The organism is Paraglaciecola sp. 20A4, assembly GCF_011378905.1.
Taxonomy (GTDB): domain Bacteria; phylum Pseudomonadota; class Gammaproteobacteria; order Enterobacterales; family Alteromonadaceae; genus Paraglaciecola.
In genome coordinates this window covers 1-26,148 of the sequence record NZ_WTPY01000030.1, presented here as the reverse complement: position 1 = coordinate 26,148, position 26,148 = coordinate 1, and the positions used below count along the sequence as shown (strand labels likewise).

Below are 26,148 nucleotides of genomic sequence, written 5' to 3'. Positions count from 1 at the left end.
CAAAGTAATCCTTTTTAGTTGTGTGTTTTAGTAAAATTGATATGTCACACCTGCAAACAATCGCCGACTCGCAAGTGGTCTGACGTCGAGTAATCCTGAGGCAATGGCGGTACTGTCTTGATGTTCATCGAACACATTGTCGACTCCAGCATTCCACTGCCATTGCTCGTTGATATGCTGATTTACACTTAGGTTCACGCTTAGCCAATCGTCTTTTTCGATGCCGGTTTGGGTGCTGTTTTGATGTTCGCCCGCCTCATAGACCACATACGCTAGAAGATTGATGTCGAAGGGCAGCTGCCAATTCACGTTGGATTTAATCTGGTGGGTAGGACGGTCGCTTAAATATGCGCCGTCATCGTCAGTTGCGTGCAGGTAGCTGTAGCTCAATTGATAATCGACCTTGGCCCAGCTTAGCTTGGCTGATAAGTCCACGCCTTTGATATAGGTTTGATCTACGTTCTCATAACGTGAGATAAGCAAGCCCGTTTGCGCCGATGCCTCTGCGTCCGTTACTGTGGTAATAAAGTCTTCCGCTTTGGCGTAGTGCGCATTAGCCCGTAGTGATAACCTCGGCGATCTCTGCTGGTTAGTAGAAGTCCCCAAGGCCAGTAAATTGCCAACACTGCCCTGATAACTCATTTCTACATTGGCACTGAGCGCAGTTTCAGGCTCAAGAAATTTATTGCCCAATACCATGTAACCTAAGTTACTGTGATCAAACACATAAAAACGCTCTTTCAATGTAGGGACGCGATAACTCTGCCCCGCCCCGACACGCAATTGCCATGCATTGTGTGTATCTTTATTTAGAGCGAATAAGCCATTCACACGAGTAGCAGAATGCCAACCAAAATCGCTGTCGTGCTGAACCCGTACGCCAGCGACTAATTCATGCTCGCCTACCTGCCAACTCCCTTGGGTGTAGCCCTCTGCGCTGTTGCGGCCTTTGTCATCAATTTCAATAGTGCCGTTTGATGTAGCATCCCCCGTAGAGCTTGACACCACAGGCTGCTTTATTTGGTACAGTTCATCTCGGTGTAATACCAAGCCAGACACAAACGAAAAGTCTTTTAGTTGCCACTGGTATTGGCTGTCTAATTCCGCCAGTTTAATAATGGCATCGCGCAGGCCGTTCGAGTCACCGCTGGTTTCATCATGTTGCAGATAGCGCCCTTGTACCTTCCATAATTGCTCTTTGCTGAGACTAAAATCCTGTTGCCACTGCTCCACATCTGATAGATAGCTTATATCGCCTGTCTGCCCCGGAATGGCATAACGCAGTTTTGTTTTTTCATCGCTAAAATAGCGCGACTTCAATGCTAAATTTATCTCACCAAATGTGCGGGCAAGCCCGAAATTAACAAATGTTTTGTCCGTGCTTGGAGCGCTTTGTGCGAGTGTATTTTCGTCATAGTCAAAACCGGGGTCGTCAATTTTTTGTGCGCTAACACTTCCCTGCCAACCTAAAATCATTTGACTAAGGTCTAACTGATACAAGCCAGCCACATCACCTGAATCAATGCTATTTTGTGTATAGCTACTCGCTTGGTATCTGAACTTGCCACTGTTTCTGGCTTGTTTCCGGGTAATGATGTTGATTACGCCGCCCATGGCTGAACTACCGTAAAGCACTGAAGCAGCGCCGCGTAACACTTCAATGCGCTCAATGTTTAGTACACTGATTTGATCTAAATCGACCGAGGAGCCCGTAGGGGAAATAAGCGGTTGGCTGTCAAGCAACACCAGCACATGATCTCCATCAAAGCCCTGCATTTGCACTGTGTAACCATCTTTGCTGTTGCGTTTGGTCACCACTCCAGGGATGTAATTAAGTGCACTCGCCAATGTACCGTGGCTAACTTGTTGTAGCTCAACGCCACTTATTACATCAATAGAAATTGGACTACGGGATTGAGCTAATTCACTGCGGGTGCCGGTAACGACCATGCGTTCGAGTGGCTCGTTATCGATATTGTTCTTTTTTCCAGAAAACGACTGGCCGTAGGCGCTAGCATTTAACATTATCAGGCAAGATATGATTGGCTTAAGGTTCACGTGAATCTCAACTGCAAATAGTAATAGTTATCATTTGCATTTTAATTTGTCACATTTCTATCCCATTGGTCAAGTGATTTATAAAAATATTGCTCGCCAACCCAAAGACCTACGGAAAAAGTGGGGTCAGAAAAAGTGGGGACTAAGTAAACTTAAATACTCTTCTTACAACACGTAAATCTAAAACAGCACAAGTGCCTGCAAGTAAGCACAGTGCTTATTATGCGAGACAAATTTAGTAGACTTGTTTCAATGTTTAATGCTGTTTTATAGACCTAAAAGTGGCAGAATATCGGCCTTACGTTTTCAATTTTTTTTTCAATAAATCAGGTTGTATCATTTGAAATATTCACAGCGCGCCCAAGATATTTCGCCTTTTTTTGCAATGGCTTTTGGGGCTAAGGCAGCAGAGTTAGAGGCCCAAGGCCATCATGTGGTGAAGCTAAACATTGGTGAGCCTGATTTTGGGGCGCCGCCTGATGTATTGCTTGCTATGCAAAACTTGGCCACAACTTCCCCCCTGCCCTACACATCGGCATTAGGCTTACCTGAACTGCGCGCAGCCATCGCGGGCTTTTATAAAACGGCGCATAATATTAACTTAAGCCCCGACCGTATCGTTGTGACCGCGGGGGCATCGGCTGCTTTATTGCTGTTATCCGCCGCATTTGTCGATGCTGGCGATAATGTGATCATGGGCGACCCCTCATATCCCTGTAACCGCCAGTTTATTAAGAGCTTTGGTGGCAATGTTCAGTTAGTGCCGACTACAGCAGATTCACGCTTCCAGTTAAATATGGACTTGCTTGAAAAACACTGGCAAGACGGTACGCGTGGTTTGATGTTAGCCACACCTTCAAACCCAACAGGCACTGCCGTTGCGCCAGAAGAATTAAAGGCCATGTGCGAGTTCGCTAAAAGCCACGGTGCATGGCGCATTATTGATGAAATTTACCTTAATCTGCATCACGGTGACGCAGATTATCAACCGGTTACGGCTTTATCGTTTGATGATGAAGCACTGGTTATTAATAGCTTTTCGAAATACTTCGGCATGACAGGATGGCGACTTGGTTGGTGCGTTGTGCCGGAACGTGCCGTACCTGTGATGGAACGCATGGCGCAAAACTATTACATTTGCCCATCGACGTTGGCGCAAAAAGCAGCCCTTGCGTGTTTTACACCGGCTTCTATTGCCGTATGTGAATCACGCCGCGCGATGCTTAAGTCTCGTAAAGAATTGATTTTAGCGGGTTTGAAAGAATGTGGTTTACACGTACCTGTTCAGCCAGATGGCGCGTTTTATGTGTACATAGATGTAAGCCCTACGGGCTTGTCTGCGATGACATTTTGCGAACGCGCGCTACAAGAAGCTCATGTAGCATTAACGCCCGGTAATGATTTTGGCGAATATCAGGGCGACCATTATGTGCGCCTATCATTTGCATCTGCTGAAAGTGAATTGCAAGAGGGATTGGCCAGATTAGATGGGTTTATGACAAAACTCATTTTATAAACGCTTTATGGCAAGTCAGCATTTCTCGCTTGTTTTTGATTCTCACTCTAAGAGTAAAGTTGCGCTGTAAGACATTCGCTTGGTGAACGTCTTACAGCGCACATCATATTTACTCAGTGCAGTAAGATATGCGCTACGTTTGCGTATTAATGGCCCGCAGCCACTTATGCATTTCGCACAGGGCAATCATGCCTGCTTTCAAAGTACGTCCCAATTTACGCTGCTCGGGGCTAATGCAACTTCAGCTTAAACCGCAAATAAAAACACGGATCCAATTGGATATCTAAAGCAAGCTTCAGATATTGCTTAAAAAATGTCTAACTTTTCAAGATTACTCTATGGTCTTTTCTTTGACTTAGCTTACTCGATTCCAATATGCCTTAATAATAACAACGGATGTTCCAACAAACTAACGTGGTAAAAAAAGTCGTGTAAAGTAAGTGAAAATATTACCATCAACCTATCGCTACGTATAAAAATCACTTACCTCACCTTTGAGCAATAGTATCTAACCGGCGCGATTTGCAGGTTAGCATTTTCATGTTTTTGCCTATACATGGAATTATATTTTAAGGGCAACAATTCATAATCAAGCAGCTCAAACATTCACCGTTAATGCTGAGGTGCCTACCTCTGACAAGTCTCAAACATTTTTTATCAGCGGCCTAGGTCAAGAGCAAGTAACCAATGCTGCGCAAATTTGTGGTGGTGCAGTAAATATTATTAAAGTTGAAGCACAACAAACGTTTATAAATGCCTTATTAGGAGCGATAACCTGGGGTATATACACGCCCAGATCCGCTAAAGTTTAGTGTAAAGTAAACTAATATTAAATAATTTATGCGAGCGCCTATGCGTTCGGTATTCAATCAAATCTAGTCCCCCATACTTTTTAACCTTACCCCTTTACACAATCTTTACGCTATACACACTAACAATCTCCTAGTTGCAGTATCCAAAATACATGAAAGTAAATTTTGGGAGCATTGTTATGAAAGTTCGTACTGTCTTTATCACCCTGAGTAGTTGTTTTCTTTTGTCGTCGTGCGGTTTGTTTCATGGTAGGCATTCGGGGGGGCATGGCCATGGTAGCGTTAATGTTCGTGGTGGAGGTAATGGGCCAGCGGCGCTAATTATATTAGGCGTAGGGGTTGCGATTGGCACCATCATATCCTCCATCCCCGACAAACATACCCCTATCGGCTCAGGCCGCTATTATGCTGATGGCGTATTCTATCGCGACTCATCGCGGGGCTACGAAGTCATTGCGGCTCCAATAGGGGTATGGGTCAATGAGCTCCCTAAACGGCATCGCATTGTTCGTTATCATGAGTTCGACTATCACGAATGCAAAGGGGTTTGGTATCGGTTTGATCCCCGTAATCAACAATATCAAGTTGTTGTTAACCCTTATAAAGTTAGCACGAGTTAAAAAAAATTTAGCTAGGATAACCGCGCTACGGTAGCCGCGCTACTGTCGCCATACGACGGAAATTTAGTGAGGCGTCAATGCTAGCCGTTTACTGGCGTCTCAGTTTGTACTCGGTGCGTATGCTCTTCGTCAGATCCCGACTTTTTAGGCGTCACCTTTTGAATCGGTTGGTTTCTTACGCACATTAAGGCGGTTGCCATATATTGGCAGGTACCAATATATAAATCGTTATGGCCACCTTCATACTCGCATGCATCAGACTTTGCTTTTTCTTGGCATGCATTTAGCGCAATAACGTTGAGTGGCCCCGAGTGTGCGTGGGCAGACTCAGGAACAGTCAACAAAGGGGTAGCCGCTAGAAGCACGATTAGCGCTCTATGCAGCATTTTTGTAAACAGCATAAATTCCATTCCTATCGTTTTTCCGTTAACCATGATTCGAAGGGCCACCAGCGGATAAATGGCCACCAGCGGGTGGAGCTCCCTCCGGAGGAGGCCTATCACCAGGAGGACCGTCTGGAGGGCCATCCCCTGAACTCACCGCTTCACCATGCAAACACCCAATAAACATGTTTTCGCTGGGAGTCGCAGCATGGTAATGATAGCCCCTCGTTTCGTCAGTTGTACCGCGGCACTGATCAAGTGATTCTTCTTTGCCTTGTGCGTCTCTCATCGCGTATATACCGTAACCATCAACGGCATAACCAATTAATGATGCATGTCCGTCTTCGCTAGCTACAGCGTTAGTGCATCCAGTTGTAGAATGGTAGTGATAACCTTGGTGCAAATTAATATGCCCGCCGCAATCATCAAACGCCGCAATGGTATAACTTCCTAAAATAGCGTTTATAGGCGCAGGCCCTGATAATTCCGTACCATCTAGGGCTATGCCCACGGTGTGCACTCGGGCTGTTTCTGCGCCAGGTATAGGCGTAGTCGGAATGAGGTACGTTAAAGAAAAATCATCATCAAGATATGTCAATTCGCACTCAATGCAGTTTTGCTTATATTGCTCTTCTACATCAGGCCGTGCTGCCCCTGAACATGCCGCTTTGGTGGCCGTGTAACGTATCTTTTTGGTTTTAGCGTCGTAAAGCATCCATTTTTCATCACCGTAATATTCACCCAACATTAAAATAAAGTTACCGGTGAGGTCGATCAAATCACCTGTGCCGTCTTTACTAAACCAGCCCCCAGTCACATCGGCGCCATCGCTGATTGTTCTAGGGCAGAAAGGGCCTGGTACGCGTCCTGCTGGGGCACCTGACGTAACGAACTGATAGCACGTTGTTGCAGTGCCTTGTGCCGTTTCGCAATCAACAATTTTTGGGGCTTCGGTAAATGCGTCTTTGGCAAACATCGAAATGTCTATGCCAGTAGAAATAGCAGACTTTTTAATCATATTGTCGGAGGAGCTGTCGCATCCCCCTAAAAACACTGCACTAAATACCATAAGGCCTATTAGTGACGGGAGTCGATTAGATAAGCGCATGCTTGATATCCTTTTTCATTTGAATCTTTATTTTACAGCGTTCGTGGATGTGTTTTAAAAACAGCCTCACATATTCATTGATGAAAATCTAATTTTATTACAAATACTTACATGGCCTCTTACCCTATTTGACGAATTTCTTTTAACAATTGTCCATTTTCTTACTCTGGGTCATTTTAATTCTTCGTAGTTTGATAAGCAGGGATTCGATTACCGTGCACAGTGTGGTATAAATTTCCTTTAATAAGCCGCTGTACTCACCGTCGCAATAATTGAGTTTGATAGATGCACATTTTAAATTTTGAAGCCTTTTTATTGGCAATTACCCTGTTAACCCTTACCCCGGGTATTGATACCGTGCTTGTGATAAAAAATACCAGCCGCTCTGGTGGGCGCGATGGCGTGGTAACTAGTCTGGGAATTTGCCTAGGGTTATTTGTGCACGCAACCTTTTCTGCTGTCGGGATATCGGCAATTTTATTGCAATCAGCTGAGCTTTTTATGGTGGTAAAATGGATAGGTGCCGCCTACCTCATTTGGTTAGGCATGGGGGCATTAAAAGCCGCGCTTAAACATGATGCGAGTGTTGCCATTGATGCTAGCGGTGTAAGAGTTTCAAGTCTGAATCGCTCGTTAAAAGAGGGTTTTTTATCGAATGTGCTTAACCCTAAAACCGCCGTGTTTTATTTAGCCTTTTTACCGCAATTTATTGACCCTCAGTACTCGCCGTTTCTACAAGCAATGACTATGGCAGCCATACACTTTGTGATTGCCATGATTTGGCAGTGCAGCCTTGCAGGTGCGGTTAGTTCGGCGAAGCGCTTTTTTGCTAGCAGCACAGCCATGCGTTGGATGGAAGGTGTATCTGGCAGTGTATTAGTCTTTCTGGGATCGAAACTTATTTTCGATGATCAAACCGTCGCGCCCAACGAACGTTAGTGCATTGAGCTTTAATGCCATAAGCCCTAACGCAATAAGCCTTAACGCATAGTGCAATGATTCTGTGTACATTCTCGCGAGTAAAACAAAAGGCAGTTGATGACCCATTTATTATTGTTAGGTGTGTTTTTATCGATATTGACGCTAAGTGTGCATGTAAAAAGTGTACATGCAAATGCGCCCTCTAAGATGGAGCAATTAGCCATGAAATATGCGCAGGTAATAGGGCAAATTGAGCTGGTAAATATGGCGCTGAAGCAAATGAATGGGCGCTGTGAGACTGATTTAACCCAAGACCCTAAATTCTTACCTGAGGTAGACTACCTACTGCGCAAGAACATAGATTATGGTTTAGCTGAATTCATTTATTGGATGGAAGGCGCAGCTGAAACCCGGTTGTTGGCGACGCAGATGGTTGATGAAGTGATAACGGAACATGGCGGCTGTGACAGTAACGCACTTGCCCATTGGTTTCGTTACTTAACCGAGTCAAATGAACAAGAAAACCTCGCTTTTTTACGTCAAAACAAGCTGTTGTTTGGTTTGCCAAGAATACCCCGCAGCGAACAATACGTTCAGCACGCATTCAATCGTAAAATCAATGATTACAAAAATTTACCCTATCAAGAAATACATGACTTGGCGTCATCCTTAGACGATGGCAGTTATCGCTATTCTCTGCTTAGCTTTTCTCAGTCTATACGCAGGGACACTGCTATAGCGCAAACTTTGTGGCAGTTCGCCATCGATGAATTCAAGAAGCCTGAGGCTTATTACGCTCTTGGTAAATCACTACAAGAACATGCAAAAGACCAAGCCTTAGCCGCCTTCACCCAATCGGCAAAGAAAGGTTATCGTTTAGCTGAAACGTGGTTAGGCACCTATTATGCTTGTCAAAATGATATGCCACGGGCTTCATTCTGGCTCGAAAAAGCCAAAGAAGATGGCGTTGATTCAGAGTATATAGACGATATTTATGCTGAGATCGACGAGCTCGGCACACCTACCAGCTGTGTTGATGGTTGGGTGTATTAGTACAAATTTGATAGCGTACTGGCGTTAGCGAATTTACACAGGTAAGGAGGTTTTCTTCACTGGGGATTTAAGTACAAATGACGAGTGCACACCGCTGACGCCTTCAATACGGGTGAGTTTATCGAGCAAAAACTGCTGAAAGTCGTCCATATCTTTTACAATCACTTTGAGTACATAATCTGCAGCTTGACCAGTGATTAAATGACATTCCAACACTTCGCTAAAACCGGTGACGCTTTGTTCAAATGTAGCGAAGCGCTCGGGTGTGTGTCTATCCATAATAATTTGAATAAAAGACAGCAAGTTTAGGCCTAGCTTACGGGCATTTACCATGGCGACATATCCGTCTATCAATCCACTTTCTTCTAATTGGCGCACCCGGCGCAAACACGGTGATGGAGACAGATTAATCGCATCGGCTAACTCTTGGTTCGAGATCCGCCCTCGTTGTTGAATTATTTCAAGAATATGACGATCGTATTTATCAAGTTCCACGATACCTCCTCTTTAAAGCGCTAAAAATCAAAAAAACCAATAATTACGCAATATTATTGCTTAAAGAAAATAAAATATACCTGTTTTAGCAATTATCTGCGCTGAGCGCTGGGTTACGCTTATGCATAATCTTTATAACGCAGCGGGAACTTAAAATGATCAGCCAACCACACACTAAATATCAGCGCTTTGAAGGGGTTAGCTTGCCTGATCGCCAATGGCCAAATAAGCATATTACTCATGCACCTATCTGGATGAGCACAGACTTGCGCGACGGTAATCAGGCGCTTATCGACCCCATGTCGATTGAAACCAAATTGCGCTTTTTTAAAGAGTTAGTCGCTATTGGCTTTAAACAAATTGAAGTGGGCTTTCCCTCAGCGTCAGACATTGATTTTAATTTTGTGCGTTTGCTGATCGAAAAGAATCATATTCCACACGACGTTACGATTGAAGTATTGGTACAAGCACGCTTTGACTTAATCCAGCGTACAGTTCAGAGCTTACGCGGCGCAAAGCAAGCCATATTACATATGTACAATCCTGTCGCTCCTGCCTTTCGCGATATCGTATATAAAACCGACAAATCGGGCGTAAAACACATTGCCACTCAAGGCACCGCGTGGGTAAAGGAATTAACCGCCCAGGCAGCAGAAGTGAATTGGACATACCAATACTCACCTGAAGTGTTTTCCAGTACCGAAATCGAATTTGCCAAAGATGTGTGCGACGCAGTCGTTGAAGTGTGGCAACCGAGCGCTGAGAATAAAATCATCATCAACTTACCCGCCACCGTTGAGATGAACACCCCGAATACCTACGCTGACCAAATAGAGTGGATGCATCGTCATTTAAACCGCAGAGAACATATTGTGTTAAGTGTGCACCCACATAATGATCGCGGTACTGCCGTGGCCGCAGCAGAATTAGCGGTAATGGCTGGCGCAGATAGAGTAGAAGGCTGTTTGTTTGGTAACGGTGAACGCACAGGTAATGTTGACTTAGTCACGCTGGCAATCAATTTATATACCCAAGGGGTAAACCCAGAGTTAGATTTTTCGAATATCGATAGAGTGCGAAATTTAGTAGAAGAATGTAACCAGTTGCCTGTGCATCCTCGGCACCCTTATGCCGGTGAATTAGTGTTTACTGCGTTTTCAGGCTCGCACCAAGACGCAATTAAAAAAGGCTTGGCCGTGCAAAAAGCCGATGCCTTATGGCAAGTGCCCTATTTGCCCATCGACCCTGCTGATTTAGGGCGCAGTTACGATGCCGTTGTCAGGGTGAACAGTCAGTCAGGTAAAGGAGGCATTAGCTTTTTGCTGGAGCGCGAAGGCGGCTTACAGCTTCCGCGTAAGTTACAAATTGAATTCAGTAAAATAGTACAACAACATAATGATTCAAGCGGCAAAGAAATGAGTGCGGCGGGTATTGTGTCGCTATTTGAGTCAACATATTTAACTCAACCAGATTGGATTGAATTTAAACAATGTCAAATTAAAACCATTGAAGACAACCAGCAGCAAATTGATATTCAGTTAGTGTTAAAGGGTGAACTCATCACGATCAGCGACATCGGCAATGGCCCGATTGATGCCGCAACCCGCGCGATGGCTCGTTTTATTAATGCACCGCTGGAAGTCATAGATTACCACGAACACGCCATTGGTGAAGGCTCAGGCGTAACAGCCGTATGTTATTTAGAGTTAAAATCAGGCAATAGCAACACACGCTTTGGCGTTGCTAAAGATAGCAACATCTTGACAGCTGCCGTCAAGGCAATACTAAGTGGAATGAATAGAGGCGAGCAACGTGGAAGTATTCAAACCGCCATAGAGCAGACTCGAGCCAAAACTGCGGCTAACGAGCAAGCCCACTGCTCTGCTTAGTTCGCCAAAAAAAAGAGGCCCGGTGATTACTTTGCATTACTGGGTGCTTTTCGTTTAGTTAGTCAGCACATGCCAACCTATTAGCAGCCAATATTTTCAGCTGTGCTGAATGTTTGGCTAGCGCTCGGCTCTTGTTTTGTTTTTTATTTAGTTTTTTGTCTACTTGTGCTCTGTTTCAATTCGCGTGCATCAAGAGTGAGATTTTGCGGAAACCGCGCTGGTTGGCTCGACTCATGCACATGTTGCTGGCATCCCTTGATTTTTAGCACTAATTGTCTGAATCAAAAGATTTTTATTTAACAATATACTTGGCGAAAGAGAGTGTAGTAATGAGCGAAGACGCGACAAATTTTGAGCGTAGAACCATCCTAAAAACCCTGACTGCTGGGGCTGTTTGCTCACTAGCGATGTCTGGACTTGCGCACAGCACGCCTCACGTTGGCCTGACTGAATTTCCGGTTATCCCTAAAAATGCGTCAGCAGCATCGCTGGCCAAAGATGAGTCGTTTTGGGCAAAGGTTGCACTGTTTTATGACACGGCCCAAGGTATTGTTAATCTTGAACATGGTTATTGGGGTAAAATGTCTCGACCAGTACAAGAAGCCTTTATAGAAAAGACGCGTATGGTCAACACTGACCTCTCCTACTATGCGCGTAAACATTATGGCGAAGATCATAAACTTAGCGCCCGTAAAGTTGCCGAAGCGCTGGGGGCGCGAGAAGACGAAGTTGCGCTTACTCGCAATGCCACGGAGTCGATACATAATTTAATTCGTCAGTACAATAAATTAGAGCCTAACGATGCCATTCTCTACACCGACATTGATTACCCTAGCTTCAAAGACACCATGCAATGGCTAGCGACATCTAGAAACCTCGATGCAGTTGAGGTAAAGCTACCTCCTCAGGCAAATCAGCAACAAATACTCGATAAATATATTGAGGCCTTTGATAAGCACACTAACTTAAAATTAATGCTGCTCACTCACGTGAGTAATCAACATGGCTTGATATTGCCTGTCGCTAAAATTTCAGCCATCGCGAAGCTGCGAGGTATTGATGTGATATGCGACTGCGCGCAATCTTGGGGATTAATCGATTTTAATATCACTGAGTTGAATGTGGATTGGGCAGGGTTTAATTTGCATAAATGGATTGGCAGCCCAGTGGGTGTAGGTGCGCTGTATATGAAAAACGGCTCGCTGAAAAAAGTGTCCGCCTACCCTGGTGAATCTGACCCAAAAAACGCTAGTGTGAACGCACGTGTTCACACAGCCACTGTCAACTTTGCTGCTATTCTGACGCTGCCCGCAGCGCTTGATTTTCATCATATGATTGGCGGCGCAAACAAAGAAGCGCGGCTGCGTTACTTACACTCGTTGTGGGCAAACGAAGCGCGTAACATGCCCCATATCGAGGTGCTAGGAGGCTCTGACGAAGGATCATCAACAGGTATGGGCGCGTTTCGTCTTGTTGGTAAAGCGACGCTGGAAGATGCGACACAGCTTCAACAAAGGCTAGAATACGAATTTGGTGTTTTCACCGTGGTGCGTGTCGGACTGTCCAGCGGCTGCTGTATACGGGTTACACCCCAGGTGTTTACCTCAGCAAGCGATATTAGCCAACTAGTTACCGCCTTGAAAAACCTCGGTTAAACGCTGAATAACACAAAATAAATTCTAATAATTATAATCAAAAGGAACAGCATGAATAAATTACTCCTAACCAGTGTTTTGTCTATTGGCCTTACTTTATCGGCTACTGCCTTAGCCAATGATTCACCCGAAGCGCGCATTAAAGCAGCTGGTTTCGAATTACCTACTCCGGTAAAACCCATCGCCAATTACGTTACTTGGCGACGTTCAGGCAGTACTTTGTACTTATCAGGGCACGGCGCCTGCGAAGGTAAAAGTGTACTGGGCAAAGTGGGCGATACGCTCAACATTGATGAAGGATACGAAGCCGCTCAGCGGGTAGGCTTGTGTGCATTAGCCACGATAAAATTAGCGGTAGGCGATTTATCGAAGGTCAAGCAAGTATTGCAAATTACCGGAATGGTTAACGCCACACCTACATTTACTGGCCACTCCAAGGTCATCAATGGCTTTTCTGATCTGTTTGTAACGGCGTTTGGCGACGACGGCAAAGCCGCTCGGGCGGCGATAGGCATGAGCGGCCTACCGGGCAATATGTCAGTAGAAGTCAGCGCGGTTATCGAGTTAAAAGAATAATCTAGACTCAATGTAAATCTGCCTTGGTAATTTGCTGACTTAGTGTGTAAAGCACCAGCGCAGATATTTACCCTAACTTCTAATGAAACGGATATAGATGGAACCTAAATTCGAATAGTACACCTACCCAGAGTTATTGGATGTGCACAGGAATATCAATCGAGACGCATACCCCTAGCGCTTTCAAAAAATTTGCGCCTTAATAGATGATTACCAAAGCGCACAAAAAAGCGAGCAAGACCACACCCTTTCATCTAGCGATAGTAGTCGTTTTGAAGCAACAGAAGAGAACAAGTCGTCTGGTATTTACACCCTTCCTCCAGTGCGTAACGTTAATGAAAACAGCGTATATATTGCCAATGAAATATCTTTAAAAGAGCGTATTATCAGCCTGATTATTGCCCTATGCCCTATGCATTTTGTCATATGGCGTTCATAGTTTTTATACAGGCGAGATTTATATCCCCAGCAGAAGCAAAGGTGGCATTCACCTTTACCAAGAATCTGTTTGGATAGTGTTCGCAGCGCTCATTTGCGGAACTGGTGTTTTTCTTATCACTGTGGTTGCTCACTATGATAGAAGAGACAACGAACAGAGTTATTTCAAATATGGGAAATTTCTTAAAAATATGGGTATTGTTTTATTCTGCGTGGCAGTAATGTGGGAAATTGTAGTTGTGCGCTAAGTGATTTATTCTGAGAATGACCGATATGCTGAGAACCAACGATATTCCCAGCAGCGCTAGTATTTGATAAAGCAGCTAGCAGAGAGGTCAGTAATCGACTGCTGTTGATCCTCCATACACCGGCTTAAACCATCTAGGCTATAAACTAAAAGAACAACACAAACATTAACAAAAGAGCTAAAAATGACACACGATCTAGCAGCGAATAAGCAAAACGCCATTGATTTTTATCGCACGGCCTATTTAGGTGAGCCAGCAAAAGCGGTCGCACTTTATGTGGGTGATGAGTACATTCAACACAATCCAGCAGTAAAAAATGATAAACAAGGTTTTATCGATTACTTCACTGAAATGGCTGAGGATTACCCTGTAAAAAGTATCGAGTTTGTGCGGGCTATTTCACAAGGGGATTTGGTCGCCCTGCACACTCACCAAACCTGGCCTGACAATATGCAGTACATCACTATGGACTTCTTTCGTTTTGACGATGACGGTAAAATTGTCGAGCATTGGGACTCGATACAAGAAATACCCAGTGAGTCAAAAAATGATAATACGATGTATTAGCCACGCGTAATTGCGGTGATAGAGAATACTTTTGAAATAATCGTTGGGGCCTTTAAGGTCATAGGTAATGCGTTCCGATAACGATCTTCCTAGTGCGGCTTTAATATCGTTAACGCAATTTTTTTCTCACTTTTATAATTCGTTCACTGCCCATTTGGAGTCACCATTGCCATATCAAGCATTTTGCAAGTGCAACGGAGTCCAAATTAGCCTAACGTTCCTTAAACCCATAGAGCAATATCAGCCTAGAGCCTGCGGCTATGATTTTTGCTCGGCCTTAAATATGACTTATTTATTAAATACTGGTGGTAAATTGAAGGTATTTGGTTCAGGCAACCTCAAATACACTCAACAAGGTTCTGGTCAAACTGTAATAGCAGTCGGCGAAAGTGGGCTTCGGGTGTGACTAAGGCATTTCAAAAAATGTTTATCCCTATCGTAGATAGAATCGAAACCGATAAAAATACGCTTTACTCAATCTCGGGCAACTCAACCGCTACCCTATCAACTAAAGGCTTAGTGCGTACTGGCCTGAGTGATTGGGTCAGTACTTTCCGATATCCCTGGAGCAAAATTTCACCTAAACCTATCGTAAAAGGGATTATTTAAGCTCCTAAGAATAGAACACTAAAGTAATACTAAAGGTACTTACTACAAAATGAAAATGAGCAATAATTGATTTACAACAGTGATGGCTTCTACTTAAGCGATGTAATTGACACTAGGCTTATGTCTACGACTACTTATTAAAAGGTCCGAAGCTGGCTTTAATACTCGATATGAAAAAAGGTAGCGTTAATACAACTCCGGCCGTCAGCATCATCACGCCTGCATAGGGCACATTTAACGACTCGGGGAATAAGCCTTGAGGATGAAGTTGCTGACGCAGTCCTATCAGCATTAACGCAACACCGAGCAAATCTAGCGCTATCATTGACCCTAAAACTCTTTTAGGGTGGGCAGATATATCTGCTACTGGGGACGCTTTCACATCGCATGTAATGTGTGAAATTGTGGATAAGGTGGCCATTTTTCTCTCGTTGATCTGTATTTATATGATAATTTAACATTGATATAACAGTTGACCGCTCTTTTCCTGAATAAGTTCCATTTGATCACTGTTAAATAAAAAACGTCAATAAAATACCTGCATATAATGACAATTCGAATACAACATGAAAATAAATACGCCTCAGCAAATTACATCTAGTCTTATAACAAGGGCGTGAATACTTTCTCCCACATGTTTTGGTAGCGCCCTTTGTGCCAACCAATATGCCCTATTCTTTTGTGGCCCATATCCTCGGGTCGAACTGTTTTGCGGGTAACATTTGCGCCGCTAAATTGATTATGCAACATATCGATATTCTTCATGGACATCATTTCATCGTCACTGAAGGCAATTGCTGTGATGGGCACATTAACGTTAGCGAAACGATCTCTAAGCCACTGGCCTTCCCCCTCAACTGCGTACCCCTCTTTTAAGCACCAACGTCGCCACTGCATCATGACGCCTTTTGGCAGATCACACATAATTTTCAATCTATCGCCAGGAAAGTATCCTAACGTTGGCACGGTAACTGGCACCAAGAAATACCATAAAAACCACGCAACACGTTTAGTAGGCGCTGAGTTATACCACCATGTACCTGTACCTGCTGCGACGGTAATCGCCCGGCTTATATTACCTGTATTAGGCATCATACCGAGCAGATGCCCACCTACGCTGTGACCAATCCAAATGCATTCGAGGTCGATGAAGTGGCTTTCAACGAACGCTAACACTGCTGGGCAATCATGGTTTGCCCAGCCTAATAAATCGCTCTTACAGTGCTTAACGTGCGTAGCTACTGACAAGCCAATACCGTCATAATCAAATGTAACGACATCGTAACCAAGCGAAGTTAGCCAAATGGCAAAGTCTTGATATAGGTGTTGTGCTACGCCGGTCGCCGCTGCAACCACGCAAACACCTTTTACGGGCTTTAGCTGACTCATAAAAACCTTAAGCACCACAGAATGACCAGCACCCGTGACGATTTTATGCTCAACGCTTAGCTCGCTACCTGACGCTTCATCCGCGGTGGAAGGCTCGTTGCTAGTATTCAATTCGTCCGCTATATGGCTTGATATAGCAAGACTTGTTAAAGATTGCGCAGACGATCCTATACCCGATTGCGTTGAATTATTCATAACTAGCCTCTTCGTTGTGCAGTGATTACCGTGATTCACTACATTTAGATTCTGATTACCTTTTAAATCATAAGAGCATTATTTATTTCGCATGTAAAATAAATTATTTCGCACATTAAATAAATAAGACTTAAATGTCTGAATGTCGGCATAAAAATAGACCTTAACGTTGCAATTAAAAAATTTATTTCGTACATTAAATAAATGTGCGTCGACAATGGTTTTTAATGAAAAAGCAACTCAAGATATTTCACTTGCTGCAACTGGCCCATGGTGCTTTGTTTAAAGCGGCTGACAGAAAGCTAAAGAGTGAATTACACATTAGCACCACTCAATTAGGCGTATTGTTTTCACTGGCCAAGCAAGACAACGCCCCTATTACCGCAATTGCCGATCAGCTCAACATGAGCTACTCCAGTATATCGGGCGTGATTGACAGAATGAGCAAAGCAGAATTGGTTACCCGCCAACAGGGAAAAACTGATGCTAGGGTGCAAAACGTTATCTTATTGGCCAAAGGACGCGAACTTGCAAAGCGCTCCGCTTCGAAAGTACGCAACATTAATCATGCTCTACTGGAAAAATTCACCTTAGATGAGCAACAAACCATTGCGCGGTTCTTAATCCACGTCACGCAAAATGCAGAAAACATTGTCAGTGAAAAAGAACCGTTTTAGTCGCATTTTAGTGACTTGTATTAACCCAACCACATTGCCGGAGTCTCAACATGTCAAAGAGCCTTATTGTTTCCCTAAATAACCGCGTTCTTTCGTTAACCATAAATCGTCCTGAGCTGAGAAATGCGCTCAATCGTGAAGTATACGCAGCCCTAGCGGATGAGCTAGAGCGGAGCAACCATGACGACCAGATCCGCGCTGTTCTATTAACCGCTAATGGCGATACATTCACTGCGGGTAATGATTTAGATGATTTCATTAACCCAGTTGAAGAAAATGGCACGCCTTCGGTCATTCGATTTTTAAAGGCTATTTCAGAATGTGAAACCCCTATTGTAGTCGCGGTGAATGGCCCTGCCATTGGGGTTGGCCTCACCATGTTGTTACATTGCGATATGGTGTATGCCAGCAAAAGTGCACGCTTTCGCGCACCCTTTACCCATGTAGGTTTAGTACCTGAAGCCGCGTCCAGCTTGTTGCTACCCCTTGCCGTGGGTCTAGCTTGGGCAAATGATTTAATGCTTGCAGGTCGAACATTAGACGCCCAAGAAGCACTGAGTGCAGGTCTTATCACTCGGGTATTCGAAGATGACGCCTTGGTAGCTGAAAGTCTAAAAATAGCAGAGCAAGTTGCCAGTTTAGCGCCTAATTCAGTGAAGCAGTCAAAACGCTTGATCCGCGGCGTAAACAAAGAGGAAGTTCAGGCGCAAATGAAGCGTGAAGGTGTTATTTTTGCCGAGCAATTAGCTTCAACGGAATTTAAAGAGTCAGTAGCTGCCTTCTTCGCTAAACGGGCTCCTAAATTCAATTAGCGCTGGATAACGATAGATAATCACAGCAGCACTTTATTCTGATAAAATGCTGCTGTGCTTTAGGCCCTTAAAATTTATAAAAGTGAATATCCATGTCCGGTATAATGGAACTTACCCAATTACTGAAATCTATGGCACCTCATTTACAAGACGGGGAATATGCCTTTTGCACTGTGAATGGCAAAGTAGCTGATTATGTTCATTTGAACCCAGTATGCTTTTTTCAAGAATCTGAAGGTTTAACGCTCATATTGTTAGCCAATGATGCAGAACGGGCGAATATTTCATTTTCAGGTACGTATAGGCAAATTACCCTAACTGTTCACTCCAGTTTAGAGGCTGTGGGGTTAACCGCAGCAGTAGCGGAAAAACTAACCCAATACGCCATCAGTGCCAACGTCGTCGCAGCGTATTATCACGACCATATTTACGTGCCAACCGCTAAAGCGGAACTAGCAATGTCAGCGCTAAATGAATTTGCCACAATGAATTAATATCCGCTAAAGAGTATATTCTTTGCAATATTTTACGGTGCTGTATTTACGGTGCTATAAGTGTGTAGGTTTTTAGTCGGTACTCTTTATAAGTTAGGCGAATCGTAAACAATGGGAAACTGTTGAGTCAAGCAAGTGGTGGCCATTGCTGAAGGTAACCTTTAATTTTAGGGGCTTTATTATTCACTTTGCGGGTTTGTAAAGGGCGGTTAACATACATCCCTTTATTAAATAGTTTGCTCTGTATATGGAACATAAGCCATAAGCTATTTTTTGTATAGCCAATCTAAACCGTGAATAGCCGTTGTAGGAAATACTCTGGATGGGTTGCATTTTAAATCACAGAGAATTTAAGTGTGACTGATTTTGTTAATCGTTGATCTTCTGTGCAAACGCTTTTGCATCGCTCTCCCTATCTTGCTGCTGCCCGACATTAAGTGTCACTTGCACTCCAAACGCCAGATAAACACGCTTGGGTAGTTCGCTTTTCACGACTAACTGCGACAAAATATCTTTATCAGCAAAGCAAACAGATGGGCTACTGATGATAGAACTGCTGAACATATCCGGTTGCTTGAATAGAATATATAATCCAATAACCCCTCTTAGCGAATTGCCTGCAAAAGTACGTTTCTGAGCCTGCACGGTAATGTGTTTCAACGCACCTATACACTTTTTCGCGAATAAAAGCGGCGTGTTTAACGGCTTCACCAGGTATAAATGTCAACCTAGGGCTTTACGCACAATATAATTACGCACTCTACTTACTTTGCGTTCTTTTTGAGCCCTTCTTATAAGAAATAGCAACGATAATAAATTTACCCACCTAAAGCTATTCATCAGAAAATGTTTGGCCCCAGGGATAAGTTGGAAAATGTAAAAGACATCCGTTAACTAGCGCACTGAATAGGTTTTGCTTAACAGGGGATCAGAAATATCGACGACTCGACTTCTAGGGTTTTAAAAGCTGAACGCGCTTGGCATTTTGCATTTTGCATTTTGCATTTTGCATTTTGCATTTTGCATTTTGCACATAACACTAAAATCATTAGCGTCAATTGAAACTGCGAATCATGAAACCTGAAAAATATCTGACAGATATTTCCGCTTAAACAAAATCGATATATTTCAGACTAGACGGCCACAAGTGCCGAATTTTGCTCAAGATCTAATTTTTGCAGTAGAAATTTTGTCGCGTCAGGGCGCAATTTCGTTTGCGCTAATAACGGTATTAATTCGTCGGGTTGAATATGCCCCCCTAAATAAGACAAACTTATCTCACTGATGAGATTCGCTTCAAATAACGTCGCTGATAACGGTTCGATATTATCCAATTCGGTGATAACACCTACTTGCTCTTGCACCACTTCGATAATCAACTTAGGCATATTCCATATTTTCATCAGTTCAACACTCAGGCGCATAGACTTTTCACTTAAAAACTTCTTAAACACCAACGAGTCTTGTTTGAAATCTGGATCGATCTTTTTAAATGCTTCCACCATAAACTGGAAAATCACCACCTTGCCTAAATCATGCATCAGGCCAATTGTGTAGGCTGCATCACCGTTTTGTTTGCGCTGTGCAGCGAGAGATTTAGCGATACTTGCTACGTCTTGACTGTGTAGCCAGATTTTTTCGCCGAAGGTTTTAAAATAAATGGGTTTCTGTTGACATAAATTTTTAATAAAGCGATTAAGCACAAATTCTTTTATGTCCTTCGCCCCCATAAACATAAATGCTTGTTGTAAGTTGGTGATGTCTTTATCACCCCGCTTATAAGCGGGGCTATTGGCTTTTTTCATCAGCTCAGTAGCGATGCTTGGCTCTTTCTCTACCACTTTGATAAAGGCTTTTAAGTCAAAATCAGGATCATTCAATAAATTAGTTAAGGCGATAACTGACTGAGGTAACACGGGGAAATGTGTTAATACACTCTCGGGTGATTTAAGTGCCTGATTCACTCGCGTTAAAATATACTGTTCAATTGGATTTAATGTGGTGCTAGTTTGTGACGGGCCAAGTAGATAATCGTAAAACAAAAAGTCTAATCTATTTAAAGACGCCACACTCATCGTGACAGTGCGTGTCGGTAAAGGGATATCAGACGTTTCAGTTATATTCTCTGTTGTAACTAAACCCACCGTAGGCTGGGAAGTATTTTCTGAACGGTGCTCAGCGCCAGTTTGGTCATGGGAGCTAATTGATCTGTTTCGTCTAAAGAGACGTGATATTAATTTTTCAAACATATTTCAAATGGTTCCAACTGCCCCAAAACTAAAACCCTCGACGACAAGAATGTACAAAATCTTGTATCAAAAATGACTCACCCACACTAAATATAAAATCAACTTCGATACTTTACTCTCAAAACGTCACACAATTTGTTACACCTGTTGAGTACATTCTAACTGCAATAAAAAATTTACCCAGCATTAAGTTATGTAAAATGTTAATAATTTTTGTTTAGTCTTTGATTTATATCTAGTTAGCCCCAGACCCGCTACTCTAAAACTTTAGTATTAGTCTATTATTTTTGCATTCAGCCGCTTAAAAATGAGTCTATCGCTATTCACTCGATTAAAGACAAACAACGCCGCCAAACAAATTTATATTAGTTAATTTTTTACGGCGCCGCTCTAACTTTATGCCGAAAAATTCAAAGCTCCTCTTGCAGGCTTGCTACTGGGGCTCATTTCCTCGGTATGGTTTAGATATTGAGTCTAAAAGAATGGCTCGTTAATATGATGTTAGATAAAGAGAGAATAGGCCTTCGACAATATTTATCGAAGAATTCAAACGGTGATCCCCAGGAATAAGATGTAAAGGGCAATTAGCTGCAGTCGCAAATTTTATTGAGTTGTTGATTGGACAAATATCGTCTGACCACCCATGCACTATTTCGATGTTGCTGCTAACGTTATAGCTTTGTTGTCTGTAGCCTTCTATATACAAAGCAGGAGCCAGCAAAAACACGCCCTTAGGTTGCACTTTCTCAGCCGCAACAAGTGAGACATAACCCCCCATGCTTGAGCCTACTAATATAAAGTCATCAATTTCATCTTTTAATATATTAACTAAATGTTCAACCCGTAAGTCTGGATCATGGATACCTGAATAATCAACACTATCAACCACGCAATTATGGCTTTTTGCTATGCCTGCAAGTCTCTTAATCTTGCTCCCCCAAGGGCCACTTTCTTTGCCATGAGAAAAATAAACTTTCATATCAACCCTATACGTTTTTATGTAATAAATAACCGCCTGAAACGAAGAAAAAATAAACACGTAACCTTATCAATTAATCATTCCTTTTACGACGAGCGCTATCGAGTGATGTGACTTATATACGAAGCGCATGATACCAAGCAGGACAATTATTTCCCCTAAACTTGATAGTCGAATACGACTATACCTGCCAACAAGGGAACAAATACGCGTTTTAAGGCCTCATGCTCTGGATGAGGCAAGTATTCTTGGCGAGCTTGTTCATCCAAAAATGTCATCAAGACGCAATGCGTATACCCATCGTTTAACTGTTCTGGGCTGTTATTTAAACCCCATTCCACCGAAATCACACCGTCAATTTTATGTGGAATTGATTCAAATAATGCTTTGAGCTTATCTACTTCAAATGCGCTAACTGACTCTTTTAATTTAATCAGTAAAATATGTCTAATCATGCTGTTAGCCCGTATCTTTATTAATTCATCTTCGATGTATGTAACACATGCGTACTTTACATAAATTGTCGTATTCGCAGGCGTTAAATGATTTATTAATTTCGATGCAGTAAGTAGTCAGCATAGTAATTATTTTTATCAGTAAACTTAGCCGCAACCAAAAAATCAGTTTTGAGTAAAAGATCAGATATGATCTCATCACTATATTTTCGTGACGTTTCAGTGTGAATTTTTTCACCTACCTCAAAATGATAGGTTTTTCCGGTAGCTTCAATTTCGACGGATTGTACACAGTTGCTCAGTAAAAAACTTTTGGCAATACCTTCTTGCTCGCAGTATTCTGGGGCGTGTTCAAAGCCATTTAGATCGAAAGTGGCACCTAACTCTACATTCATGCGGTGTAAAAGATTCATGTTAAAAGCGTGAGTTATGCCACTTTCATCGTTATACGCGGGTAAAACGATATCAGCTGATTTAATCAGATCTGTGCCCAACAATAATTTATCATTCTTGCTCAAATTGGCGCCAAGTTGATAAAGAAATTCGCTGGCAATTGCATCAGTCATATTGCCAATATTTGAGCCAAGAAAAAGTACAATTTTAGGATGATGGCTATCTTTTACTGAGCCCAGCATGTCAAAATAATCGCCATGTTTTGGTAGAACAGATACTTGAGGCAAACTTTGTTGCAACGATTGTTCAAGTTGATCTAATGCATTTTTAGAAATATCCACCGGCATGTAGTCGAACTGGTATCCCTCTTGGCTAAGTGCTTCAAGCAATTTACGAGTTTTACTACCGTCCCCTGCCCCCAGTTCAATTAACTCAAAATATACATTTTTATCGGCTTGGAATGATTCGATAAGGGCTCGGGTTTGCGTGCTGAATATTTCCATTTCACAACGCGTTAGATAATATTCTGGCATAGCCATTATTTCTATAAAAAGCGCATCGCCTTTTTCATCATAAAAATATTTAGACGGTAGCGTTTTTTCACTTTGGCTCAGGCCAGCGTCAACGTTATTCGCGAACTCTTCAATCATTTTGCTCATCTCTTTTATTACCATACTAAGGCAGCCTACTTATTTGACTAATCGAATACCAGAATATTGCCACTGATGATGTGGCTGAAAAAAGTTTCGATAAGTAGCTCTTGAATGGTGCTCTGAGGTGGCACCAGATCCACCGCGTAATACCATTTGATTGACCATAAATTTGCCGTTGTACTCTCCGACGGCACCCTCGCTAATACTAAACCCCGGATAGGCTTGGTATGCAGACGATGTCCATTCCCAACGTTGACCCCATTCGAACTTTGATGACGCGACTTCCCATTCAAATTCAGTCGCCAGGCGCATACGTTTCCAGTTAGCAAACGCACTCGCTTCGTAATACGAAATATGCGAAACAACGGCTTGGCTATCCACGGGTTTGATACCCGCTAACGTGTAGTAATGCCATTGACCATCAATATTTTGCCAATACAATGGGCAATCAATGTGGTTGTTATTCAACCAAGTCCAACCATCATCTAACCAATAATGGAAGGTACTGTAACCAGCACTTTCAATAAATTCAATATACTCACCATTGGTCACCAAAGACGCAGATATATCAAATTCTTGTAGATAAACTTTGTGTCGTCCCCGTTCATTGTCAAAACAGAAGTTATCGCCCAAATGACCTACTTCGTAGACACCCTGGGTGATTTTTAACCACTTTTGCTCTTGTAGATTCTTATGATTATGATCACCGACCAGATTGAAATCTGCCCGATAGACAGGACCTATGGGATTTAACGATAAGGTATATTTCAGGTCAGTTAGTAATAATTCTTGGTGTTGCTGCTCATGATTGATGCCAAGAGTAATAAGCGCTTTAACTGATTGCGGAATATCCCCACTGAGCATACGTTGAATATGCTCGTCCACGTAATGCCGATATTGGTATACGTGTTCAACAGTAGGTCGTGTTATCACGCCGCGTTGGGCACGTACTGCTTTTTCACCAACACTTTGATAGTAGCTGTTAAACAAAAAACCGTAGCATGTATCGAATACAACATAATCCGCGACAAATTTTGTCAAAATCATTTCTTCAAAAAACCAGCTAGTATGCGCCAAATGCCATTTCGGTGGGCTAGTAAAATCAGCCGCTTGGGGAATATAATCTTCGATGTTAAGTGGCGCGCAAAGCAACTCGGTGTATTGTCGCGTTTCTCGATATTGGGCTGATAACATGGTGTAAAGCCTTAAAATATAATAGGTAAAATCTAAATTTTGCGTCAATGGTGGCCAACATTTGTATTCGATTTACCAGAGCCGCAAGCGCAAGATAAACCAGTAAGGCCTCGTCGATCTTTTTATCGTTTATGCATTTGCTTTTACACGGGCAAAGTACGACTGCCAGCTTTCGTGCTCTCGGCCAGCCGCAGCAAAATAATGACTGGGATTATCCTGTTTCCCCTCACGAATTCCTTGATAAATCCCCGTGATAACCTCACCGATAAATTCGCCTAATTCAGCTATACGATCCGCTCGGTATTCTTCTACCGTCACAGGGGTATAGGCTAATTGTGCACCGAACGCTCTATTTAGGTATTCTGCAAGTTGGTACTGTGTAAGCGCTTGCCCATGTAAATTGTAGGTTTGAGCATTGTGTTTATCTTCAGTTAACATTTTTGCGTACGCGTAAGCTAACTCGGCTCTTGAGGTATAGCCACATCGGCCATTACCCGCACAATTAAATATGCCCCCCGCTTTTTTATAACTCTCGATATATTCGATATCAGGCTCTATATAAATGCCATTTCGCCCAATAACCCAGTCCATACCACTGCTGGTAATATCCATCTCGGTTTGTCGGTTACTTTGCACCACAGGCGAAAACGCAGTGTTTTCTTCTGCCCCTTGAATGCTGGTATAAACAATCTTTTTGACCCCAGCATGTTTCGCAGCCTGAATAACATTTCTATGTTGAACGATACGTTTGTCGGGGGCGTCCATGCCAGAAATTAGCAGTAAGGTATCAACAGACTGTAACGATTTTTCCAACCCCCTTTTGTCATTGTAATCACCTAGACGAACTTCGATACCTAAATGCTTAGCTTTATCTGGTGTTCGTGCTAATCCGATTACATCTTCTTTTTTTAGTAAAGCGATTGTCGCTTTAACTACTTCTGACCCTAAATGGCCACTTGCGGCGGTGATTGCAATTTTCAATGTTATTTACCTTTACATTAATAATGAAATACACGTGTTCTAGTGAGTTTATCGATTCGGTCTATTCACAAGTAAATACATTGGTAATGGTAAAGACAACTTTAGTTTGCGTTATAAGTTCCACGATTAGCCCTTACCTTCGTCAAGGAAGAACACAATAAACTTAGCAAAATTATGATATCGCTCATAGCGACCACCTTTGATATGACCTCCATTGCGTATATCGAATATTAACTGTTCGTTATTCGTCCTTAACTTATTAATTTTTGATACCCATTTTGCTACTTCCCAATAGCCAACTGCCGGGTCGTCTATAGCTGCGCTAACATATATACCAGGATAGTCTTGAGGTTGAATATTATCGTATGGGGAGTATGACATTAGATACTTGTATACTGCCGGGTCTTTCTTTGGATTTCCAAACTCATCCCAATCTGAAATTGTATAATTCAGCGTTTCATCCATTAGGGTGTTAACTACATCAACAAATGGCACTAACATAGCCACTTTTTTAAATAGTTCAGGCTCTTTATTCAACGCTACGGCAACAATAGTTCCACCTGCGCTCTCCGCAGAAGCATAGATATTGCCTTTCTTCACGAAATTGGCTGACACTAGATAGTTAGCTACAGATAAAAAATCTGAAAAGGAATTTTTACGATTCATTAATCTACCTTGTTCATGCCAATCATTTCCTAGCTCATCACCGCCTCTTACATGTGCAATGGC

General features: G+C 42.7%; 28 protein-coding genes. 14 read left to right on the top strand and 14 right to left on the bottom strand.

The annotated features are described in order from the left end of the window. Positions 1–27: 27 nt before the first annotated feature. Positions 28–2,025, bottom strand: coding sequence for a TonB-dependent receptor (locus tag GQS54_RS19410; protein ID WP_166425579.1), 1,998 nt, complete (start codon positions 2,023–2,025; stop codon positions 28–30). A 373-nt stretch (positions 2,026–2,398) separates the two neighbouring features. On the opposite strand from GQS54_RS19410, the gene GQS54_RS19405 reads away from it, so the two are divergent. The 3 genes from GQS54_RS19405 to GQS54_RS19395 all read left to right on the top strand — a co-directional run bounded on the left by GQS54_RS19405 (position 2,399) and on the right by GQS54_RS19395 (position 5,006). Then, entirely contained in the window at positions 2,399–3,574 is a 1,176-nt protein-coding gene (locus GQS54_RS19405) for an aminotransferase class I/II-fold pyridoxal phosphate-dependent enzyme (protein WP_166425578.1), read from the top strand. A 566-nt stretch (positions 3,575–4,140) separates the two neighbouring features. Beyond that, positions 4,141–4,386 carry a Bor family protein gene (locus GQS54_RS19400; protein WP_166425607.1) on the top strand — a complete coding sequence of 82 codons (246 nt, stop codon included), beginning with the start codon at positions 4,141–4,143 and terminating at the stop codon, positions 4,384–4,386. Between the two features lie 179 nt (positions 4,387–4,565). After that, positions 4,566–5,006: a DUF6515 family protein gene (locus GQS54_RS19395; protein ID WP_166425577.1), complete on the top strand. Its 441-nt coding sequence runs from the start codon at positions 4,566–4,568 to the stop codon at positions 5,004–5,006. 80 nt (positions 5,007–5,086) lie between these two features. On the opposite strand, the gene GQS54_RS19390 is transcribed toward GQS54_RS19395, so the two are convergent. Together GQS54_RS19390 and GQS54_RS19385 are read right to left on the bottom strand one after the other, a co-directional pair. Then, positions 5,087–5,407 (bottom strand): hypothetical protein, encoded by a 321-nt coding sequence (locus tag GQS54_RS19390; RefSeq protein WP_166425576.1) that lies wholly within the window; start codon positions 5,405–5,407, stop codon positions 5,087–5,089. A 25-nt stretch (positions 5,408–5,432) separates the two neighbouring features. Further along, the gene (locus GQS54_RS19385) at positions 5,433–6,497 is read right to left on the bottom strand and encodes a YHYH protein (RefSeq protein ID WP_166425575.1); all 1,065 of its coding nucleotides are present in this window, start codon (positions 6,495–6,497) and stop codon (positions 5,433–5,435) included. Positions 6,498–6,782: 285 nt separating this feature from the next. Between GQS54_RS19385 and GQS54_RS19380 the strand changes: the two genes are divergently transcribed. Both GQS54_RS19380 and GQS54_RS19375 read left to right on the top strand, forming a co-directional pair. Further along, a complete protein-coding gene (locus GQS54_RS19380; RefSeq protein ID WP_166425574.1) occupies positions 6,783–7,436 on the top strand; it encodes a LysE family translocator in 654 nt (217 codons plus the stop codon). Positions 7,437–7,535: 99 nt separating this feature from the next. Then, positions 7,536–8,471, top strand: coding sequence for a hypothetical protein (locus GQS54_RS19375; RefSeq protein ID WP_166425573.1), 936 nt, complete (start codon positions 7,536–7,538; stop codon positions 8,469–8,471). A gap of 33 nt (positions 8,472–8,504) precedes the next feature. Here GQS54_RS19375 and GQS54_RS19370 read toward each other — a convergent pair whose 3' ends face one another. Then, on the bottom strand, positions 8,505–8,966 hold the full coding sequence (locus GQS54_RS19370; RefSeq protein WP_166425572.1) for an Lrp/AsnC family transcriptional regulator: 462 nt from the start codon (positions 8,964–8,966) through the stop codon (positions 8,505–8,507). 155 nt (positions 8,967–9,121) lie between these two features. Between GQS54_RS19370 and leuA the strand changes: the two genes are divergently transcribed. From leuA to GQS54_RS19340, 6 genes are all read left to right on the top strand, one after another. Continuing rightward, on the top strand, positions 9,122–10,855 hold the full coding sequence (gene leuA, locus GQS54_RS19365; RefSeq protein ID WP_166425571.1) for a 2-isopropylmalate synthase: 1,734 nt from the start codon (positions 9,122–9,124) through the stop codon (positions 10,853–10,855). Positions 10,856–11,184: 329 nt separating this feature from the next. Beyond that, positions 11,185–12,510, top strand: coding sequence for an aminotransferase class V-fold PLP-dependent enzyme (locus tag GQS54_RS19360; RefSeq protein WP_166425570.1), 1,326 nt, complete (start codon positions 11,185–11,187; stop codon positions 12,508–12,510). Between the two features lie 51 nt (positions 12,511–12,561). Continuing rightward, on the top strand, positions 12,562–13,086 hold the full coding sequence (locus GQS54_RS19355) for a RidA family protein (RefSeq protein WP_166425569.1): 525 nt from the start codon (positions 12,562–12,564) through the stop codon (positions 13,084–13,086). An 869-nt stretch (positions 13,087–13,955) separates the two neighbouring features. Further along, the gene (locus GQS54_RS19350) at positions 13,956–14,339 is read left to right on the top strand and encodes a nuclear transport factor 2 family protein (RefSeq protein ID WP_166425568.1); all 384 of its coding nucleotides are present in this window, start codon (positions 13,956–13,958) and stop codon (positions 14,337–14,339) included. Positions 14,340–14,406: 67 nt separating this feature from the next. Next, positions 14,407–14,745, top strand: coding sequence for a hypothetical protein (locus tag GQS54_RS19345; RefSeq protein WP_166425567.1), 339 nt, complete (start codon positions 14,407–14,409; stop codon positions 14,743–14,745). Between the two features lie 17 nt (positions 14,746–14,762). Then, on the top strand, positions 14,763–14,948 hold the full coding sequence (locus tag GQS54_RS19340; protein WP_166425566.1) for a hypothetical protein: 186 nt from the start codon (positions 14,763–14,765) through the stop codon (positions 14,946–14,948). A gap of 130 nt (positions 14,949–15,078) precedes the next feature. On the opposite strand, the gene GQS54_RS19335 is transcribed toward GQS54_RS19340, so the two are convergent. Together GQS54_RS19335 and GQS54_RS19330 are read right to left on the bottom strand one after the other, a co-directional pair. After that, positions 15,079–15,369 (bottom strand): hypothetical protein, encoded by a 291-nt coding sequence (locus GQS54_RS19335; RefSeq protein ID WP_166425553.1) that lies wholly within the window; start codon positions 15,367–15,369, stop codon positions 15,079–15,081. A gap of 182 nt (positions 15,370–15,551) precedes the next feature. Next, positions 15,552–16,532, bottom strand: a complete 981-nt coding sequence (locus GQS54_RS19330) for an alpha/beta hydrolase (protein WP_166425565.1) — start codon at positions 16,530–16,532, stop codon at positions 15,552–15,554. A gap of 227 nt (positions 16,533–16,759) precedes the next feature. Here GQS54_RS19330 and GQS54_RS19325 point away from each other — a divergent pair, with 227 nt between their 5' ends. The 3 genes from GQS54_RS19325 (at position 16,760) to GQS54_RS19315 (ending at position 18,515) form a co-directional block, all read left to right on the top strand. Further along, positions 16,760–17,209, top strand: coding sequence for a MarR family transcriptional regulator (locus GQS54_RS19325; protein WP_166425564.1), 450 nt, complete (start codon positions 16,760–16,762; stop codon positions 17,207–17,209). 50 nt (positions 17,210–17,259) lie between these two features. Next, the gene (locus GQS54_RS19320; RefSeq protein ID WP_166425563.1) at positions 17,260–18,021 is read left to right on the top strand and encodes an enoyl-CoA hydratase; all 762 of its coding nucleotides are present in this window, start codon (positions 17,260–17,262) and stop codon (positions 18,019–18,021) included. A gap of 92 nt (positions 18,022–18,113) precedes the next feature. Then, entirely contained in the window at positions 18,114–18,515 is a 402-nt protein-coding gene (locus GQS54_RS19315) for an ACT domain-containing protein (protein WP_166425562.1), read from the top strand. A 369-nt stretch (positions 18,516–18,884) separates the two neighbouring features. Here the strand turns inward: GQS54_RS19315 and GQS54_RS19310 are convergent, their stop codons facing one another. The 8 genes from GQS54_RS19310 to GQS54_RS19275 all read right to left on the bottom strand — a co-directional run. Next, entirely contained in the window at positions 18,885–19,175 is a 291-nt protein-coding gene (locus GQS54_RS19310; protein ID WP_166425561.1) for a hypothetical protein, read from the bottom strand. A gap of 473 nt (positions 19,176–19,648) precedes the next feature. Beyond that, complete coding sequence (locus tag GQS54_RS19305) at positions 19,649–20,764, bottom strand: HDOD domain-containing protein (RefSeq protein ID WP_166425560.1); 1,116 nt, start codon at positions 20,762–20,764, stop codon at positions 19,649–19,651. 490 nt (positions 20,765–21,254) lie between these two features. After that, positions 21,255–21,743, bottom strand: a complete 489-nt coding sequence (locus GQS54_RS19300) for a YqiA/YcfP family alpha/beta fold hydrolase (RefSeq protein WP_166425559.1) — start codon at positions 21,741–21,743, stop codon at positions 21,255–21,257. A gap of 158 nt (positions 21,744–21,901) precedes the next feature. Then, on the bottom strand, positions 21,902–22,198 hold the full coding sequence (locus GQS54_RS19295; RefSeq protein ID WP_166425558.1) for a Dabb family protein: 297 nt from the start codon (positions 22,196–22,198) through the stop codon (positions 21,902–21,904). A gap of 95 nt (positions 22,199–22,293) precedes the next feature. Beyond that, complete coding sequence (locus GQS54_RS19290) at positions 22,294–23,250, bottom strand: L-histidine N(alpha)-methyltransferase (RefSeq protein ID WP_240920016.1); 957 nt, start codon at positions 23,248–23,250, stop codon at positions 22,294–22,296. Between the two features lie 30 nt (positions 23,251–23,280). Next, on the bottom strand, positions 23,281–24,438 hold the full coding sequence (egtB, locus tag GQS54_RS19285; RefSeq protein WP_166425557.1) for an ergothioneine biosynthesis protein EgtB: 1,158 nt from the start codon (positions 24,436–24,438) through the stop codon (positions 23,281–23,283). Between the two features lie 129 nt (positions 24,439–24,567). After that, entirely contained in the window at positions 24,568–25,419 is an 852-nt protein-coding gene (locus GQS54_RS19280; protein ID WP_166425556.1) for an SDR family oxidoreductase, read from the bottom strand. A 126-nt stretch (positions 25,420–25,545) separates the two neighbouring features. Next, positions 25,546–26,148, bottom strand: a 603-nt coding sequence (locus GQS54_RS19275) for a prolyl oligopeptidase family serine peptidase (RefSeq protein WP_166425555.1), incomplete at its 5' end; no start/stop codon positions are given.